The organism is Bradyrhizobium sp. UFLA05-153 (genome assembly GCF_054185185.1).
In genome coordinates, this window is record NZ_JBBIAM010000057.1 from 40,542 (window position 1) to 57,864 (window position 17,323).

Genomic DNA, 17,323 nt, shown 5'->3' on the forward strand with positions numbered 1-17,323 from the left:
ACTAATTGAAATATCGCGGCGATCGAGCCCGTGAGCGCGCGCGATCGCCGACACGTTCGCCCTTGGTGCGAAAGGTGCCCGACGACGCGATCCCCTCACGAGACCAGGTGGCGTCGCGCTCGCGATGCCAGAGATAGCTGCGGCCCATTCGATGCTCGGACTTGAGATTGCCGATGACCGGTTCGACGGCGGAACGCCGTGGCAGCTCGTGATCTGCGGCGTCGCCGCCACTTTAGCCCTAACGTGCCTGAACTTGTTATCGGGGGGGGCGTTGTGGCCGCGATAGCCCTTGTCGGCGAGAAGGCGCTCGAGGGTGTTGCCTGTGAGGGCTTCCATGTCCGGGATGACGGTTGCGAGCGTATGCCCGTCATAGGGGTTGCCGGGCAGTGCCTTTCACGTGGGTCACGAACTGCCCGGCTTTGGTGTGCGCCAGCGGGGTTGCAACCGAGACTTTGACGCCGAACTCGTAAGACCGATGGGCCTTGCCCTTGCCGATGCATTCCACCTTGGCCGCGTGCAGCGCATAGACTTTGGGTCCGCGCTGGTGCTGCTTCTGCTCAAGCAAGCACGCATCGCGCCCGCGCCAACATGGGCTCCAGCACGATCCCGGCGAGCAAAATCGACGTTGCCATCGACTTTGCTGCGGCGCGGCGATCAAAGTGAGAGTGCCTCTCTCTTTCTTATTCGTTTGATTTCGCCGGCGCGACCGTCTCATCGCTTCGCTTGCGATAAGCGGTATCGATCAGCCGACACCGTCGCATGGGTTATAGTCGAGTTTGGACGCTCCACGGCCGCGAGCCCTCGCCGGTGCTGCGCATTGCCTCGTGAGAGACGTGAACTTCGACCGCGATCGGGGCTCCGTCGGCGCCCCACACGGTGGTAGTGCCCCATGAAGGAGCCCACTGACATCGGCCAGCGCGCTTTTGATGATGCCGGCAAGCTTGCCGATCATGTGCAACTAGAACTCCTCGCCGCTCCGCAACTTCACCGAGAGCACGACGTCGACGACGGCTTATGGTGCCGCGAACGCGGGGGATGATGCCTGCGGCTTTTGCGCGCCGGCGGCGAGAGTGGAGGCGGCGGCCAGCAGCGTGATGGGCTATCAGCGGGTGAACAAGTTTGCTGTGCTCCGCATGAACATTGGCGCGATGTTCAATGCGCCCGCCGCGGGAAGTATCCCGTAATCCGGTTGCTCGCCTGGCCTCGAACTTCGCGACCTAATGATGCTTGTCCTGGCTGACGTTGATCAAGTAGGCCCGTATCGCGGTTGCGTCGTCACTCGACAGCGTAGCGCTAAAATTGCCCATTCCCTTGCTAGCGCGACTTCCACGAAGGACAGTATCGAAGAATTGCTGCTGCGCCGCCTCTTGCAAGGGGATCAGGCTCGGAGCGTTACCGCCAATATGACACATTGCGCAATTTTGTTCGAAAAGTTGGCGGCCGGCGTTCACCAGCTTTGCGTCGGTCACGTGCGTCATCCGCTCGGGCCGCGATGCGTGCGATTCAACCTGAGCGGCGATCTGAGGCTGGGTTGGCGGGGGGACGGCATTCCCGTCGAGCCGTAGCGCGACAATTCGTGACTTCGCGCCATCGCTGCGGTCGCCTGCGAGGAACGCCACATATTGAACGTCGCCGACCATATAAGTCATTGGTGCCGCCGCGATCGGGTTCCCTACGAATATGCTTTTTAGGAGTGTCCCATCGCGGGCGTTTCGCACGTCGAACGTTCCGTCCCCATAGCCTTCGAAAACTAGATCACCCGCGGTGGATATTGCGCCGCCGGGATAGCCAACAAATTTGTTGTCCTGGGTCTTTCGAGTGGTTTCTGCCTCCCATTCGATTTTGCCGCTTACGGGATCAATCGCACGCAAAAAGGATTGAGGTATGATCTCGGGTTGCCCTTTGAGAACTTCCTCCCGTCCGGGGCAGAAGTTGCCGCTCTTGCAGAATACTTCAAAATGACCATTCGCATCGGGATAGCCCCTATCGACATGATAATTGAAATGAGATTTGTTGTAGGAAAACGGTTCGGGAGATAGTGCGTATACGTCGCCCATTTCTCTCACTGGGATGTATACTAAGCCGGTCTCACGATTAAATGCCATTGGCTGCCAATTGTGTCCGCCACCCGGATTCGGGAAGATCAGACGCGGAGACTTCCAATATCGAGCCTGCTCACTCTCGATGGGGCGTCCCGTTTTCATATCCACTCTGGAAGCCCAAGTAAGCTTCCTCAAGTATGGCGATGCAGACAGAAGTTCGCCGGTGACACGATCCAAAACGTAGAAAAATCCATTTTTGGGAGCCTGCATGATGACCTTGCGAATCTTCCCTCGAACGGGAAGATCTGCGAGAATCATTTTTTGGGTGGCAGTGTAGTCCCAACTCTCGCCAGGTGTGGTCTGGTAGTACCATTTGAGGCGGCCCGTTTTTGGATTGATGGCCAATATTGAGGAGAGAAATAAGTTGTCGCCGCCGCGTGGGCTGCGGATGGTCCGAGGCCAGGGGCCGCCATTTCCCGTGCCTACATATAGAAGATCGAGCTCTGGATCGTATGCCATGCCATCAAAAGCTGTGCCGCCAAGGCCGGCGTCCCAACGGCTGTCTTTATCCCAAGTCTTGGCGGCCATCTTGAGCTCCGGATGCTCGAAGCCATTGCGTGGGTTTCCGGGGACGGTGAAAAATCGCCACGCCAACTTGCCTGTTTGAATATCGTAAGCGCTTATATAGCCTCGGGCATCAAAATCAGCGCCAGCGTTTCCGATAACTACTAGATTGCCGGCGATATAGGGCGCACCCGTGCTCGTGTAGGCGCGAGATTTATCAATGATTGTATCAGCCTTCCAGGTGATGCCTCCCGTCTTCGCGTCGAGGGCATATAGCGTTCCGTCGAACGCCGCGACATACACTCGGCCTTTCCAGAAGGCGACGCCGCGATTACCGGGACCGCAGCAAGCTTTCGCGTATAAGGCTGCAAAACTTGCCACGCCGGGATCAAATCGCCAAAGTTGTTGGCCAGTTTCCGCGTTAAGCGCGTAAACCATGCCTGCGATGCTGCTGACATACATGACATCGTCTACAACTATTGGCGTGGCCTCCAGCTTCGACGAGCCTTCGATGTCACTCGACCAGGCGTATCCAAGCTTGGCTACATTATCCTTGTTAATCTGTTTGAGCGGCGAGTCGTAGCTTTGACGCCAGTCGCGCCCGCCGGTCGTCCATTGATAAGAGTTTTCGTCAGGCTTCGTAGTTAGGTCGGAAGCGCAAACGCTTGCTACTACGGCCGAAAAACCCAATAGAAGACCGGCCAGAATGCTGGCAGTGCGAAATTTGCTCATCGTTCCTACCTCTGTTTCAGGGCGGATGGCTTGCTCCGCCTCTTCTCGAACTTCGGAGCGGCGGCGTATGCTGAAAGTCGCTCGCCGAGCCCGGCGGCTCAGACCGTTCCGTCCGCGCATGGTCATCTTGAAAGGATGCATGTTGACCGACGCCGACTTCATCCGCGCCAGATCCTCCCAGAAGTGGAGAAGTGAAGACTTCAGACTGGCGGCGTCAGGTCGTCACGGCCGGGTCTGATGCGGCTCGTCTCGAACGAGCCGTTGGGCAGCGGCTTCACAAAGGCGATCAGCTTGGCGCCGACCTTCAGATTGGTCTTGTCGACCGGCACACAGTTCACCACCTGCGCTTCCGCCGACACCACAACCTTCTTCTCGCCGTCCGTGTATTTGACCAGGCTCGTCTGGCCGCCGACGCCGACAACGCTCTCCGACACCGTCGCATGAGTTCGGGCGCAAGTCCCACGGCCGCGAGGCCTCGCCTGTGCCGCGCATTGCCTTTGGATAGACGTGAACCTCGACGACCCTCACCGCTCCGTCGGCGCGCGGCACGATGTTAGTGCCGATGAAGGAGCCGACTTTGATGTCGGCGGCCGAGCCTTTGTTGATGCCGGCAATCTTGACATCCTCGGTCATTTGCAACCTGACCTCCTCGCCGCCGCGCGATTCATCGCGAGCACGTCGCCATCGAAGGCTTCGATGGTGCCGCGAACGGCGGATGGCGCCGGCGGCTTTTTCGCGCCGGCGGCGAGAGTGGAGGTGGCCAGCAGCGTGATGGCCATCGGTGGGTGAACATGGGGCGAGCGTTGCACGGACATGACAGAACTCCGGACCGCGTTTGGTCTAGCGAAAGAGCAGAATCGGTCAGACCGTTGGAAACTCAGCGATGCGAAGTCTCGAGCAGCCATAGGGAATGAGCTCAACCACCGTCTCTGGTTGGTTGGTCTTGACCGGACTCATGGGCACCGGCGCGGCGTTGGCCCCGTTCATGCCCCATTGTGGAACTAGTCTCGCTTTCATTTTGAGTAGCATCGGGACATCGTGCTGCCAGGGAAGATATTCGGTTGCGTCAGGCGCCCGCACCGGCTGTCCCTTTTGGGCAAACGGCATTGAACTGATCTTATTGAGGATCATTTCGCACTGCGGGTTTTTCCTATCGATCGAAAGCGCGTAGTTCCAAGCGGTGACAGGCGCGATGCCCCAATCGACACATCCGGGAGGTGCAGAAGCCGGAGGCTGGTTCGCTTCATAAACGGGCAGCGCCGGAATCTTCTCGAAGGCCTCCCCAATTCGAAGGACAAAATAGAGCGGCCCCCAGGCCACGGCCACGGCATTATTTTGACGCGCTTCAGCGCGGACTTTGAAATTGAAATTCAGGGTAACTTCGTCGCCGTTCTTCCATTCGCGTTCTAGCTTGAACACTTTACCACTCTCGGGGTTCCGTGGACTAGCTTCACCGGCGACGGAAACCTCGGCTTGGCTGGACCACGTAGGAATCCTGAAGTGAAGCGGGAAGCTCACCGGCTCCTTAGAGTGAACGGTCACACGCACGCGGTCTGAGAAGGGATAATCAGTCTCTACGATGAGCTCGATTGGCACGCCATTTCCGACCTGGGCGTTGAGGCGACACGGACCATATCCCATCGCGACCAACCCGTTATCCGGAGTGGCCATCCACATAGATGCGACGTAGCGTGGCCAGGGCGAATGCAGATCGGCTAAGGGGCCCGGAAAACACGGCTTGAAGCCGTAGATATTTGTTGCGTCGGTACCCGGCGAGTTCCATGGCCGCTTCGCAACTGAGACCAGGACTTGGTTCGATTGCTGGTGGAACTGATGGGCCCACATATCCGCCGTGCACGTGCCAGGGATGGCGTTGAAGATCAGCTGCTCAAATCGATCAGCGAACTCCACATTGCCCATTACTGCTATGATGCTTTCAAGGGAGAATAGCAATTCTCCGATAGCGCCCAACTCCGTGCCCCGGACGGGGTCCGAACTTACAAACCAATTATCGGCTACCCACCGGCCTCCTACCTGACCGTACGCTGCATCGAGGTTGGCGAGTCCGTCAACAACGCTCTCCCTTTCGCTCTGATCACCGGAGATCAGCGAGTGAAGCGCCGGGTAAGCAACGGCCATCGATGTGTTAAAGCCCTGACGGCCAATTTCGGGGGAGCCTTTCAAAGGGGGTTGGCCAGGCTTACCACGAGGGTCGCAGTAATGCGGGACGAAATCGCACATCTCGGCGAATGCCTTTGGATCTTCTGGAAAATTTTTGAAGTAGTTCGTGTAATCATCGACGCAGCGCTTTGTGCAACGCTCAAGGAGGGCGAGCACCTCTGTATCGCCGGTTTGATTGTAGTACCAGATGCCGGAGCTCAACAGGACGCCCGACCACTTTGAGCTGAACACTGCAAGATTCTCAGGTTCTCGCACAGTATCCGCATAATCTAAGATGGTGCGGACGACCTGGATGGCTCGCCGATCGCCCGTGAGTTCGTAATATTGCGGCATCGATCTGGCAATCCAGGACCACGCGATAACGCTCGGTGTTATGCTCGTAAGATCCTTGATGGAGAGCGCATGCTCCAAGTATGGCTTTCCGAGAGCTTCAAGGTCGTCGTCATGAAGAACCCCTGCGAGCGTAGTCAAGCCTTCAAGCCAGCGAGGGACGAAGCGTGCGTTAGTATCGAACACACCGTCTCTGACGTTCTTGCCCGCATCACCCTTCCATGCGGATTCTCCGACGACGTCCCATAGCTCGGGAAGGTGGCGGGTGATGCCGCGCGCCTGCAAGGTCAGCTGATCGAGGAGCCACCCCGACGGACGGATCGCTCCCAAAGGAAGTTTGACATATCGGCTTTGGCCCAGTGGGGCGCGATTGTTCGGATAATTCGCGCCTGCCGCCCAGGATGCTTCGCCGTCAATAGGCAAAACCGCTAGAGGTGCGGCCTTGAGGACGTTGGCCCCAAGTACGCCGAAGCCAGCGACAGCAGCGATGAGTTCACAGAAATCGCGTCTGTTCATTTGCAACTCCTTTGGAATAAATTGTGTTTGGGCTGTTCGGATTCGACCAGAACGGCGCCCCTCTTTTGACTCGACGATGTGCTCCGTATCTGATGCGCCGATGTCGGTTCGTTTAAGCCGCCCTGACAATTCCCAGACGAATTTGCCAGACATACCCCTTCAACCGACACAAGGTTTCGGTCCGGAAAAGGAAGGCTCATTTGCTTTTTAGACTATGGCGTGCTGGAGTATGACTACAAGCTGAAGTGCGTGAGCCGCTCATCTCGAGTATAGTCATGCTGGCTCAGCCCCGCCGGTATTGCACACTTTCGCAATTGCCAATCGTGCACACCGATCGCGCACCAACAGAAGCTTCGCAAGCGTTCCGCATGACGGTGGGGAAGCGGATCCGGTGAAGGAATGGTTACCAAAGCGCACCAGCATCTCAGCAAGAACGCGAGGCCAGGCGGCGGAGATCGGATTGAGTGGCAGCTCGACATGTGAAGACATTGCGAATTTGAGCTTGTGCCAAAGACGGGGTGCATCATCGTCCACACGACAGCAAGTGCTTCGCTGCCGACGCAGAATAGCAAATGGAAAAACTGCAAGATGAAGGTCGTAACGGCGAAGAATCGTCCGTCGCCCACGATCAACAACATAGGCGCCCGGGATGGCGGCAAGTATGCCCGTCGTGACTGAATCCCAGCGCGCGCCACCCCTTAGAATTACTGCACGGGCGCCAACCTAGCTTGTCTAAATAATCCCAAGCAAGGAGCCGAACGCGAGAGCCTGCAGCGGTTGGGTCCTTCTTTCGACAACTCGATCAGCACCGCACCCAAGCCCAGTGTTCGACGATTCAATCCGCTGCCTGCCGCGATCAAATTGGACGTGGTGAAATCGAATGGTCCGTTGCGACGAGCGGCTCGTCTTGCCTGCAAACCGCCAACGAACACGACCCACCATCTGGGCGGGGTGCGAGTGGTAGTTTAACTCAAAGGGAGATGCGACGTACGGCGCGATAATGAAATGAGCGATGCCTCCACTCGATCGGATCTCATGCAGGTGCATGGAGCGATGGCAGCGTGCGAGCGAAAGCCGAAGCGAGATCAGACCATTACGATGGTCTGACGGCACTTCCCGAAGGTGCAACGAACTCTCACGAGCTCATGCGACGAATCGCCAGGGGCTCTCTAAAAATCGAACATAACCCGCTATGTGGCGGTGACCCGCACCCTTGACCCTCAGCTAGGGAAAAGCGTGCGGCCGGCTCGGGGCGAACTGCGGTTGCACCTGCCAGCCTGACTCGCCTACGATCGTATGGCCACAATTTATTGTCAATCCTGATGAGCGGGGCACAGGCCCGGCTTCATCTCTTCATTTCGTGTCTGTCAAATTCCGGGAACTGCAATGCGCTCGCCATGTGATGTGTCGCTTGGACAGAAACGGATTGTCCTTGCGGGCTCCTTGGACCGTCTCCACAGGAGATTGTTTGATTGTTTGGCGTTCGCGAGATTGTGCACCCGAGCATCCTAAAGATCCACCGCTCTACCGCCCCACGTAGTGGCCCGCGCGGCGCTTCAGTCCGCGCAGGCCCGCATCGTTCAAGCCTGCTTAGCTCGCAAGCACTACCAGAAGACGTTCAAATTGGCCAAAGCGTTCAGAGCGCTACCAGTCGTCTTAGTGTAGGTAACACTAGTGGGGTGATTTACATAACCGAGGCCCAAGCTCCCATAAATGCCCGGTGCAACATGGGCGTTGTAACTAATCGTTACTGATTTGCTGTCTGTATGGGCTAGCTTGTTGCTGAGCAAAGCTTGCTCGACCAGGTATTTGCTGAAGACCGTATCGGTCAGTACCAAGGAGATCATGTCGTCTGGGCGGCTGTTGAATAAACCCTTCCCGTACAGCCTGCCTTCGTAATACTGGCTGATGGTATTGAGCTCTGGCGGAGCGTACATCACCGAAAATCCGGCGTAAATGCCGCGGCCCGCAGAGCCCTTAACAGGCACATTCTGCCAAAGTTGCCGATCGGCCAGAAAGTAATAGAAGCTATTTCCTTCTGTTCTGATGCCCGTAATTTGCTTATTTTTATAATCACTAGTGTTGTACGCGGCGCCGGCCCGTATCCACATTTGAGGTAACGACGGTGCTGCGTCGCGTTTGTAGCCAAATTCGTCGAGGTAAAGGACGCCGGCGTTCGAGACCGTCCAATTCACAGCATTCGGATTTGCATTGACCTCAGCAACTTGGCCGTCTGGGCTGACGGAGCGTTGCGCAGTCGCCTTGTCATAGAAATGGCGATCAATATTGTATTTGAAGATCACACCTGGGGTAGGTACGTTCGTATTATTTAGCCCTCCCTGGTAATGGATACTCCCTGTTGGCCCGAACACGCTTGAGGCCAGGCTTCCGCCTACAGAAGCACCAACAAATTCCCACGCGTTGTCGATATAACCTAGTTTTAACTCGAATGTCCGATCCAAGAATGTCTGATAGAAAGTCGCCATAGTGAGCCCGGATCGGTTAGGGCCAGCGCCATACCATGTGTAGGCATTCGCCCCAGCGCCGACAACGATCTGACCATCAGGAATTCCAAATCGACTGAGATCGTATGTGATGAACATGTAATTTTGGGTACTCGCAGTAAAATTCTGCCCATTGTATAGTTGTTGAGACCACGTGGGCGCGAAAGCATGAGGCAAGGTATTGTCGTAAAAGTTATTTAGGCTCATACCTATGTAGCCGATGCCAGCTTTGGCAAGCTCAGATCGAGCGCCCCCAATGTCCGGATCAATCGTATCTGCGGGACCCGGGAGACCGATGTTCAATCCCTTTATGCGGAGAGAATTGGGGTCCACTTGCACCGTCGGCGAGGAGACCGCTCCGTTGTTGTTACTCGGCATGGTCGCATCGGCGGCGTACGCAGACGTCATTCCGCCCATTCCAACTACGGTCAAAAACGCGGCGACGGAAAGCGGCCATTTGATACTCGCAGATTTACCTGCAAATACGCGTGCGGCATATGGCTTCTCGTGTTTTGCGTGCTCTCTGTTTGTCATTGTAAGGAATAGCCCGGCATTACGCCTAGTTGCTAAGCTCATCAAACCGAGAGCGGCCGACCCAAAACGCGAAGGTGCGCAATCAATGAAAGCGGTAGTCGTGATCCATCGCGATGCGACGAACTTGCCCGATCGTCGCGGCCGCGCAACGTCAGATTTGAGATGGGCGGGGATTAGTCCGATCGTTCCTTTTGGCATTGAAGTCTCCACAAGTATGCAAACATAGATCGCTATGTTTTTCAGAGAGGCTCAATCGAACGAGACCGGGACACCGAAGCGCTCGGTCATCGGCACGAGCGTGTCTGTAGACCGGCCGCGCGTTGGCGAGGTCTTCGTTGTCGCATTCGATGAATGGTTGTCCTGCTAGTGCGCTCGCGCGCCGACTACGCCCACGCTTAGTTCGCCGCTCTGCAGGGCGGCAGCAGAGAGGTAACGGCAGCGGCGAGCTTCGGCATGGTTTCTCCGGCGCCGGCCTTGCCGGCGACGATCGCATCCACATGATCCTGGATGACGGATGAAATCTTCAGCCCGTTAGGGCCAGGCCACATATACCAATTGGTCAGCTTGCCCATTTGGGCGAGGGCGGTCGCCTGATTGGGGCGGCTCTTGTAGAAGGACCCGAGCAACGCCGGGTCATCAACCGCACGCTTGCTGACTGGAAGATAGCCGGTATTCTCTGCCATGAGGGTCTGGGCTGCCGGGCCGGTGGCAAACTTGACGTACTCCCAAGCCAGCCCCTGCTTCCGCGGATCCGGCGTGGTAACTACGAGCATGGTCCCGCCGGCAGGCAGCTTGCCGCTTGGCGAAATCATCGGGAATCGCAGGGTGCGGTATTCGAAGGCCGTCTTGATCTGCGCCTCGTTGCGCACCGTTGTGGCGCCGGAAGCGGCCGAGATTCCGATCGTCCCGGAGGAGAAGCCTTGCAGCACTTGCTGCCATGACATGGCGGGCATGCCTTTCTCGTGAAACAGCTGCAGAGTTTCGAGCGCCTGCCGCCCCTCGGGGCCGTCGAAGCCGACACCGCAGCCCTCCGGCCCGTCCATTCGTCCGCCGGCGCCTCGAATGAGTGCTTGAAGTGTCCAGTTGCCCCAGGCGTCGTATTGGAAGGTGAAGCCCGATAGCTTGGGGTCGAGAGCGGAGATTTTTTTCCCGAGCTCAGCGATGCCGTCCCAGTCTGATGGGAACGCCTCCATGGATCCGCCAGCGCGGCGCACTAGATCCACATTTACATGCAGCACCGGGAGAGAGATCGCGAATGGTATCCCAAGCTGCCGCCCAGCTACGGCGCCGAGAGACAAGATCGGCGGATAATAGCCCAACGCCGGCCATCCGCCCTGGTCCTCCACAAACCGGTCCAGCGGGATGGCGAGACTACGTTCGGCGATGAGGCCGACATGATTCATACCAACAAAGGCGACGTCGGGCGCCCCGCCGGTGAGACGGGACTTCAGCAGTTCGTTGACGACATCATCATAAGTTGCGAGCGGCGCGCGCAGGTCGATCCGTACGCCGGGATGCTCGGCCTGAAAGCGCTTGGCGATTTCCTCCTGCGTCGTCCGGTAGCTGCTCGGCAGCGCATACGACACGGCGAGCACCGTCTCGGCATGCACAGCGGCCGCTCCAAGCAGACTCAAGGCAATCGCGCCGACGCAGGCAATCCTTGTCACTGACCATCTCCGAGGCAAACGGGGGGCCCCGATGTTCCCATCCTTGGAAGCAACGGAGCGTTTCGGGGCGCGAACATGAGCCCGGCATCTGATACGCCGATGTCAGTTCGTTTAACCCCCACTGACAGATTCCAGATGAGTCAGACAAACGTACCCTTCCCGCGAAAGCTAGCGTTTGTGCCCAGGCGCCCCGGGGGCCTCATTCGCCGAAGCGAATGACCAATTCCATATGTTGCGGGGCGACTCGGGTTTTTGAGACCACGATCGGAACGCCCTCGGCGTCCACATTGATATTGGTGATCAAGATCACAGGTTGCCGGCGCGGCAGGGCGAGGAGAATGGAATCGGCCTGCGAGAGCGAACCGGCGGAAATCCGCGTCTCGAACCGACGGTAGTCGAGGATGTCGAAGTGTTTCCAGGATTCGCTGAAACTGCCGGTCCGCTCAATAAGTGTCTCAATGCCCTCAAAGCGGGGCAGCGGGAAATAGCTCGCTGCAACTGAAACAGCGACGTCGTCGATCACGTTCAACGTATCGACCCTACGCGCGAACTGACCCTGGGGCAGGCGAAGGTCGCGCGCCAAGTCCCTGTCGACTCGAACCCGTGCGGAACGGACGAAGCGGCGCTCGCCGACGCGGTCCATATCGCGCAGAGATGCGGTTAAGCGAGTCTTAGGACCCAATCGGTGGCGGACGATGCGTTCCTTGACGAAGGTGCCTCGACCCTGCTCGATGCGCACATAATCGCGCTCTTTGAGCACTGCGAAGGCGCGCCGCACAGTGTTGCGGTGAACACCGAACGTCGCCGCCAGCTCGGTTTCGGTGGGCAGGCGTTCGCCGGGCTTGTACGTCCCGCCGGTGATGTCCTTGCGGATGGCCTCGACCACGATACGCCACAGCGAGGTCGCGCCGCGCCTAGCGTAGAGGGATGATGGTCGATCCTGGTTGTCGACAGTCATCGGTCGATCTCGGGTCTCCGGGTGCTGGGAAGTCTGCGCCAAGAGTCCAGTGACGTCCAGCCGCTCCGCGATCAAACCGCTGCACCGACTGGTGTAAGGCGCGGATCCCTTGCGAGATCCGGCCGGTCGGTGAGGACGCTGTCGATCCCAAGGCGCGCGATCGCCACGAGCGCCTCGATGTCCGTCGCCGTCTGAAAGCTCGATCGCGGCGACGCAACCGCAATGGTTCCAAGACCGGCGCGGCGGATGGCGTCGATCGTGGGATGGTCATAATCTGCGGGCAGCACGCGAATCCAATTGGCACCGACGGACACCGCGACATCCAGGCCGGCGCCGCCTTCGGGAAAGAATGCGCCGATGGTCGCAGAAGCTGACCGGCGCCGGATCGCCTCCGCGATCTCAGTTGTATAGGCGGTGAAAAGGATGCGGTCGATGGCTCCGAGGGACTGGCAGCTTCCAACATAGATGTCCACCTCATTAGGAGTGGCCTGTTTCAGGTCGGCGATGACCGGTGTCCCACGAGTCATCTCCAGAAAGTCGGCGAAGGTGAGCAGTGCCGGAAAGAGCCGGCGTGCCTGGTGGATATCAATGTCGCCGATAGCGTCGGGAAAGCCAGCGACACGCAACAGGTCGCCATCGTGAAGGCAGACTATAGTCCCGTCGGCGGTTAGGTGTACGTCGGTCTCTACCGCATCGGCACCCGAGTCGAGTGCGTGGCGAAAAGACGCCGCGGTATTCTCAAGCACGTATTCCGGGGCTCCCCTATGTCCGATCACCCGAAACTTCTCCAATTTGGGCGGGGTTGACCAGAAACTGTCGACAGACGTGCCGATCGATTGAGTAGATGCTCCGTTCATTCCCCATCCTTTCCTGAAATGGCTCCGTTCACTTGACCGCTCCTCCTGTCATTCCCTCGACGAACCATTTCTGAGCGGCAAGGAAAGCGACGACGAGGGGGAGCACGACCATTGTCGAAGCGGCCATAAGGGGGCCGTAGTCGTTGCCGGCTTCCTGGTTTGCGAACGCAATAATCCCGAGCGGCGGCGGCATCAGGCTCTCCGAGCGTACCGCAATAAGCGGCCAGAACAGATCGTTCCAGTGACCGACAACGGAGAAGATCGAAAAGGCGATCACCGCAGGGAGTGCCATCGGCAGCATCACCTTCCAAACGATGGCCAGTTCCGAGAGCCCGTCGAGCCGAGCGGCGTGCACCACATCGTCGGGAATGGTCTTGAATACCTGGCGAAAGAGGAAGATGCCAAATGGCGAGACTACGTAAGGAAAGATCAGCGCGACATAGGTATTAAGGATGCCAAGCTCATAGCAGAGGATGAACAGCGGCAACGACAAAACCTGGTGTGGAAGGAGGAGGCCGATCAGCACCAGACTGAAGATAAGGTCACGACCGGGAAACCGCAGCTTAGCGAGCGCATAGGCGCAAGGGGCGCACGTCAGGATCTGAAGTACCAGGATCGCCGCACAGATCAGGAGACCATTGCCCATGTATCGCGGCAACGGCGCGGAGGTCAGCGCCTTGCTGTAGTTTTGCAACGCGTACCATTGCTCGGGAAGAAGCGAGAAGTGTTCGCGGAAGATTTCGCCCGGCGGTTTCAGCGAAAGGCTAACCATCCAGACGAACGGCAGCAAAATGAAGGAGGCCGTAATCAGCAATATGACGTGACGCAAGATCGCGGCGGGAGCCGAAAGGCGGACGCTCATTGGTAGTGCACCTTCCTGTCCATTACGCGTGTTTGAATAAGCGTCAATGCCACGACAATCACGAGGAAGACGACCGCGATGGCGGCTCCATAGCCGGTGCGGAGATATTCGAAACTCTCGCGGTATAACGTGTAAAGCAGCACATCGGATGCGTGGCCCGGTCCCCCTTGGGTCAGCACCTTGACTGTGTCGAAGGTTTGGAAGGCGCGAAGCGCCACTACGATGACGACGAACATCGAAACCGGACCGAGCATTGGCAAGGTGACAGTGCGGAGGCGATCGAACCAGAGATCTACGCCATCGATCTCGGCGGCATCATAAAGCTCGCGGGGGATCGACTTGAGTCCGGCGAGGAAGAGGACCATAGCGAAGCCGAGGTTCTGCCAGATGCCTATGACGGCAAGTACCGGCAAAGCGGTCGCCTCGTTGCGAAGCCAATTGGCGGTGGGCATCCCCACCGCCGAGAAGGTCTGGTTGACGAGGCCGATCGTGGGATGGAGGAGCGCCTCCCACGCGATTGCCATGGCGGCCAGCGTCGCCATGAAGGGCAGGAAGTGGACGGCGCGGTAGAGGGCGCGCAGCGACTGTCCGCTCTCGATCAGCACTGCGATGGCAAGGCCGAAGGTCACGGTGCCGGGCACGACGACGAGAACATAGAACACGCTGTTGAGAAGCGAGGTCCGAAATCCCTGATCGGCGAAGACTTCGCGGAAATTCGCGAATCCGACGAAGGCGAGTGTACGCGCACCGAACTGCCAATCGGTTAGCGCGATGACAAACATTGCAATCACGGGCACGAAGAACAGCACGAAAAGCAGGAGGACCGCGGGGCCTACGAGCGCGTAGGCCGCCGTGCACTCGGCGAGGCGCCTACGGCGTAGGGTGAGCTGAGTGCGACGGGGCAGCGCCTCCGCTGACTGAGTGGAACCGAGTGCGCTCACGAGGCGAACTGCCGGATTGGCGTGACCTTGCGCATTTTCGCCGAGTCGCTTGGCCTCAGCCTCTTGCCGTCCTCGCCAAAGACGAGAATGCGGTCTGGATCCACGGCCAAATGCAGCGTCTGGCCAAGCGCGATGTGGGGCGCACGCTCGGCGGCAAACCGGGCGATAAGCGGATGATCGAGGCCGGCAAGGTTGAGGTGGACGAAAAGGTCGGAGCCCATGTGCTCGATGAGCCGAACCGCTCCGGTCAAAGTGTTGGCTCCGCCGCACTCGGACATGTGAAAGGCTTCCGGCCGGATGCCGAGGGCGAGCGCCTCCCCAGGTGAAGCATCGGAGAGAAGCTGGAAGCTGGTGCCGGCGACGTTAACCGAACCACGCTCGCGCACCACCGCCTCGAGAAGATTGATCTTGGGGCTGCCGACAAATTCAGCAACACGGCGGTCGTCGGGGTCGGAATAAATTTCCTGGGGTGGGGCGACCTGGATCAATTCGCCGTCGAGCATCACTGCGACGCGATCAGAAAGCGTCATTGCCTCGGCCTGATCATGGGTGACATAGACGAAGGTGACGCCGAGCCGGCGATGGATGTCCTTAATCTCGGCGCGCATCTGGACCCGAAGCTTGGCGTCGAGGTTACTTAGCGGCTCGTCCATCAGGAAGACTGCAGGATGGCGAACCATAGCGCGTCCTACGGCGACGCGCTGGCGCTGGCCGCCGGAGAGCTGGCTAGGTTTTCGGGAAAGCAGATGGCCGATGCCGAGCGCCTCGGCTATGCGAATGACTTCCGCCTCGATTTCGGCACAGACCCGCCGGGTGCTGGGTAAGACCCATCCCAGGATCGGCAGCCTTTGCAGGGCGCTCAATCGCCGCATGCGGAGCGGCAGGGCCATATTGGCGGAGACCGTCATGTGGGGATAAAGCGCATAGGACTGGAACACCATGGCGATATCACGGAGCTTCGGCCGCACGCCATCGACCAAGCGCTCGCCGATCCTCACCGACCCGCTATCCTGCACCTCCAACCCTGCCAGAATCCTGAGAAGTGTCGACTTACCGCATCCCGACGGGCCCAGTAGCGTCACAAACTCCCCATCATGGATCGCGAGCGAAAGGTCGCGAACGACCGGCGTGGAACCAAAGGATTTGATAATGTGATGGAGGTGGATGTCACTCATCTGCCAAAGTCTTTCCAGCCGAGCTCGGCCTCCTCTCGGCGAGGCGCCTTAGGGATCTCTATCGGGCGAGGATGAAGTCGCGCTGACAAAACCAGGACGATTGCGCCAATCATACCCATTTCGATGGACATAGGGGACGCCGATCTTCGAGCCAGAATGTGTTCAGGAGCCGGATGCGGGCAAAGATATGGCCCTGGCCACCCGCCGGCCGGGATGGTACGGTCCGTACCATATCAATACTTTGCCCTCCGGGGAGAGAACCCGGCGAGTCAGACTCCCTGCCCTGAGACGGCCGAAACGAGCTAGTTGAAATTGACCGCCAATTCCATATGCTGGGGAGCGACGCGCATCCTCGACAGCACGATCGGGATGCCGGCGCCGTCGACGTTGACATTTGTCACCAGGATCATTGGCTGACGGTAGGGTAGCCCGAGCGCTTCCGAATCGGGCTTGGAGAGTGCGATTGCCGGAATCCGGGTTTCGTGGCGCTTGTCGGTCGTCACGCCGCATCTGCGCCAAGCCTGCGTGAAGCTGCCGGTTTCCATGATCATCTGCTCAATACGCTCGAAGCGCGGCAAAGGAAAATAGCTGGATGCGACGGCGATGGCGACGTCATCCATAATCGTGACCGTATCCACCTTGCGGGCGAAATGACTGCGGTCGAGCCTCAGATCGCGACCGAGTTCCCTTTCAGTTCGGACCCGGCTGAAACCGAGAACGCGTTTTTTGCCGACCCAGTGAATGTCGCGCAAAGCACCACTGAGGCGCGACGTCGGATCGATGTGATGTCGCACCACCCGCTCCTTGACGAAGGCCCCGCGTCCCTGCTTGGTCCTCAAGAGATTGCGCTCTCGCAGAGAGGAGAGCGCCTGCCGGATCGTCTTGCGGTGGACCTCGAAACGGACGGCGAGTTCGAATTCCGTTGGTAGCCGGGCGCCGGGCCCCATGTCCCGGCGCCAATCTCCTGTTCGATCGCTCGCTCGATTAGGCGCCAGCGTGAGGTCACGCCGCGCCGCTGCTGTAGCGTCTCCATGGCATCGGATCTCGCATGTTCGGCCTCGCAGTCCGCTTCATGGCCGGGCAACGTTACCACAGGCACAGGCTCTCTATTTGAAGACGAGGGTACAAGTCCGGCAGAGTGACATCATTTGTCATCGCATTGTCTCTCACCGCTCGTTTGAGAGCTGCTAGAACACAAGCAGGTTCAGAGGCAGGAAAGAGGCGCCCTCCAATGAGTCAATCGACGAATTCTCCACGTCAAAGACGACAAAACGTCCTTCATTGCGGCGAAATTGTATTGACCAACGCGAAGATCGTGACCCGGTCGGCGTGCTTCGACGGAACAGTTCAGATTGTCGACGGGATGATCGCAGACGTCTCGACCGGCAAGACGAGTTCATTGGGCGCGCTCGACTTTGACGGCGACCACCTGCTGCCTGGGTCTGTCTCTTATACACATC

13 protein-coding genes and 1 pseudogene are annotated in these 17,323 nt (G+C 58.6%); 2 read left to right on the top strand and 12 right to left on the bottom strand.

The window, feature by feature from the left end:
• Positions 1–109 precede the first annotated feature (109 nt).
• Positions 110–565, bottom strand: a pseudogene (locus Q2941_RS28850) (transposase family protein); the annotation flags it as partial.
• 324 nt (positions 566–889) lie between these two features.
• Here Q2941_RS28850 and Q2941_RS28855 point away from each other — a divergent pair.
• Positions 890–1,039, top strand: coding sequence for a hypothetical protein (locus Q2941_RS28855; RefSeq protein WP_458194483.1), 150 nt, complete (start codon positions 890–892; stop codon positions 1,037–1,039).
• Between the two features lie 178 nt (positions 1,040–1,217).
• Here the strand turns inward: Q2941_RS28855 and Q2941_RS28860 are convergent, their stop codons facing one another.
• The gene (locus Q2941_RS28860) at positions 1,218–3,500 is read right to left on the bottom strand and encodes a PQQ-dependent dehydrogenase, methanol/ethanol family (protein ID WP_458194484.1); all 2,283 of its coding nucleotides are present in this window, start codon (positions 3,498–3,500) and stop codon (positions 1,218–1,220) included.
• A 38-nt stretch (positions 3,501–3,538) separates the two neighbouring features.
• A complete protein-coding gene (locus tag Q2941_RS28865; protein WP_458194485.1) occupies positions 3,539–3,772 on the bottom strand; it encodes a hypothetical protein in 234 nt (77 codons plus the stop codon).
• A gap of 73 nt (positions 3,773–3,845) precedes the next feature.
• On the opposite strand from Q2941_RS28865, the gene Q2941_RS28870 reads away from it, so the two are divergent.
• Positions 3,846–4,127 (top strand): hypothetical protein, encoded by a 282-nt coding sequence (locus Q2941_RS28870; protein ID WP_458194486.1) that lies wholly within the window; start codon positions 3,846–3,848, stop codon positions 4,125–4,127.
• Positions 4,128–4,199: 72 nt separating this feature from the next.
• Here Q2941_RS28870 and Q2941_RS28875 read toward each other — a convergent pair whose 3' ends face one another.
• The 9 genes from Q2941_RS28875 to Q2941_RS28915 form a co-directional block, all read right to left on the bottom strand.
• On the bottom strand, positions 4,200–6,518 hold the full coding sequence (locus tag Q2941_RS28875; protein WP_458194487.1) for a glycoside hydrolase family protein: 2,319 nt from the start codon (positions 6,516–6,518) through the stop codon (positions 4,200–4,202).
• A gap of 1,451 nt (positions 6,519–7,969) precedes the next feature.
• A complete protein-coding gene (locus Q2941_RS28880) occupies positions 7,970–9,601 on the bottom strand; it encodes a carbohydrate porin (RefSeq protein WP_458194488.1) in 1,632 nt (543 codons plus the stop codon).
• A gap of 197 nt (positions 9,602–9,798) precedes the next feature.
• Positions 9,799–11,070 carry an extracellular solute-binding protein gene (locus Q2941_RS28885; RefSeq protein ID WP_458194489.1) on the bottom strand — a complete coding sequence of 424 codons (1,272 nt, stop codon included), beginning with the start codon at positions 11,068–11,070 and terminating at the stop codon, positions 9,799–9,801.
• Positions 11,071–11,269: 199 nt separating this feature from the next.
• Positions 11,270–12,028: a phosphonate metabolism transcriptional regulator PhnF gene (gene phnF, locus Q2941_RS28890; RefSeq protein WP_458194490.1), complete on the bottom strand. Its 759-nt coding sequence runs from the start codon at positions 12,026–12,028 to the stop codon at positions 11,270–11,272.
• A 71-nt stretch (positions 12,029–12,099) separates the two neighbouring features.
• The gene (locus Q2941_RS28895) at positions 12,100–12,885 is read right to left on the bottom strand and encodes a glycerophosphodiester phosphodiesterase (protein ID WP_458194491.1); all 786 of its coding nucleotides are present in this window, start codon (positions 12,883–12,885) and stop codon (positions 12,100–12,102) included.
• Between the two features lie 28 nt (positions 12,886–12,913).
• Positions 12,914–13,747: a carbohydrate ABC transporter permease gene (locus tag Q2941_RS28900; protein WP_458194492.1), complete on the bottom strand. Its 834-nt coding sequence runs from the start codon at positions 13,745–13,747 to the stop codon at positions 12,914–12,916.
• Positions 13,744–14,688: a carbohydrate ABC transporter permease gene (locus Q2941_RS28905; protein ID WP_458194493.1), complete on the bottom strand. Its 945-nt coding sequence runs from the start codon at positions 14,686–14,688 to the stop codon at positions 13,744–13,746. The genes Q2941_RS28900 and Q2941_RS28905 overlap by 4 nt, the downstream gene beginning before the upstream one ends.
• A complete protein-coding gene (locus Q2941_RS28910) occupies positions 14,685–15,863 on the bottom strand; it encodes an ABC transporter ATP-binding protein (RefSeq protein WP_458194494.1) in 1,179 nt (392 codons plus the stop codon). Before Q2941_RS28910 ends, Q2941_RS28905 begins: the two co-directional genes overlap by 4 nt.
• Positions 15,864–16,165: 302 nt before the next feature.
• A complete protein-coding gene (locus Q2941_RS28915; RefSeq protein WP_458194495.1) occupies positions 16,166–16,810 on the bottom strand; it encodes a GntR family transcriptional regulator in 645 nt (214 codons plus the stop codon).
• Positions 16,811–17,323 lie beyond the last annotated feature (513 nt).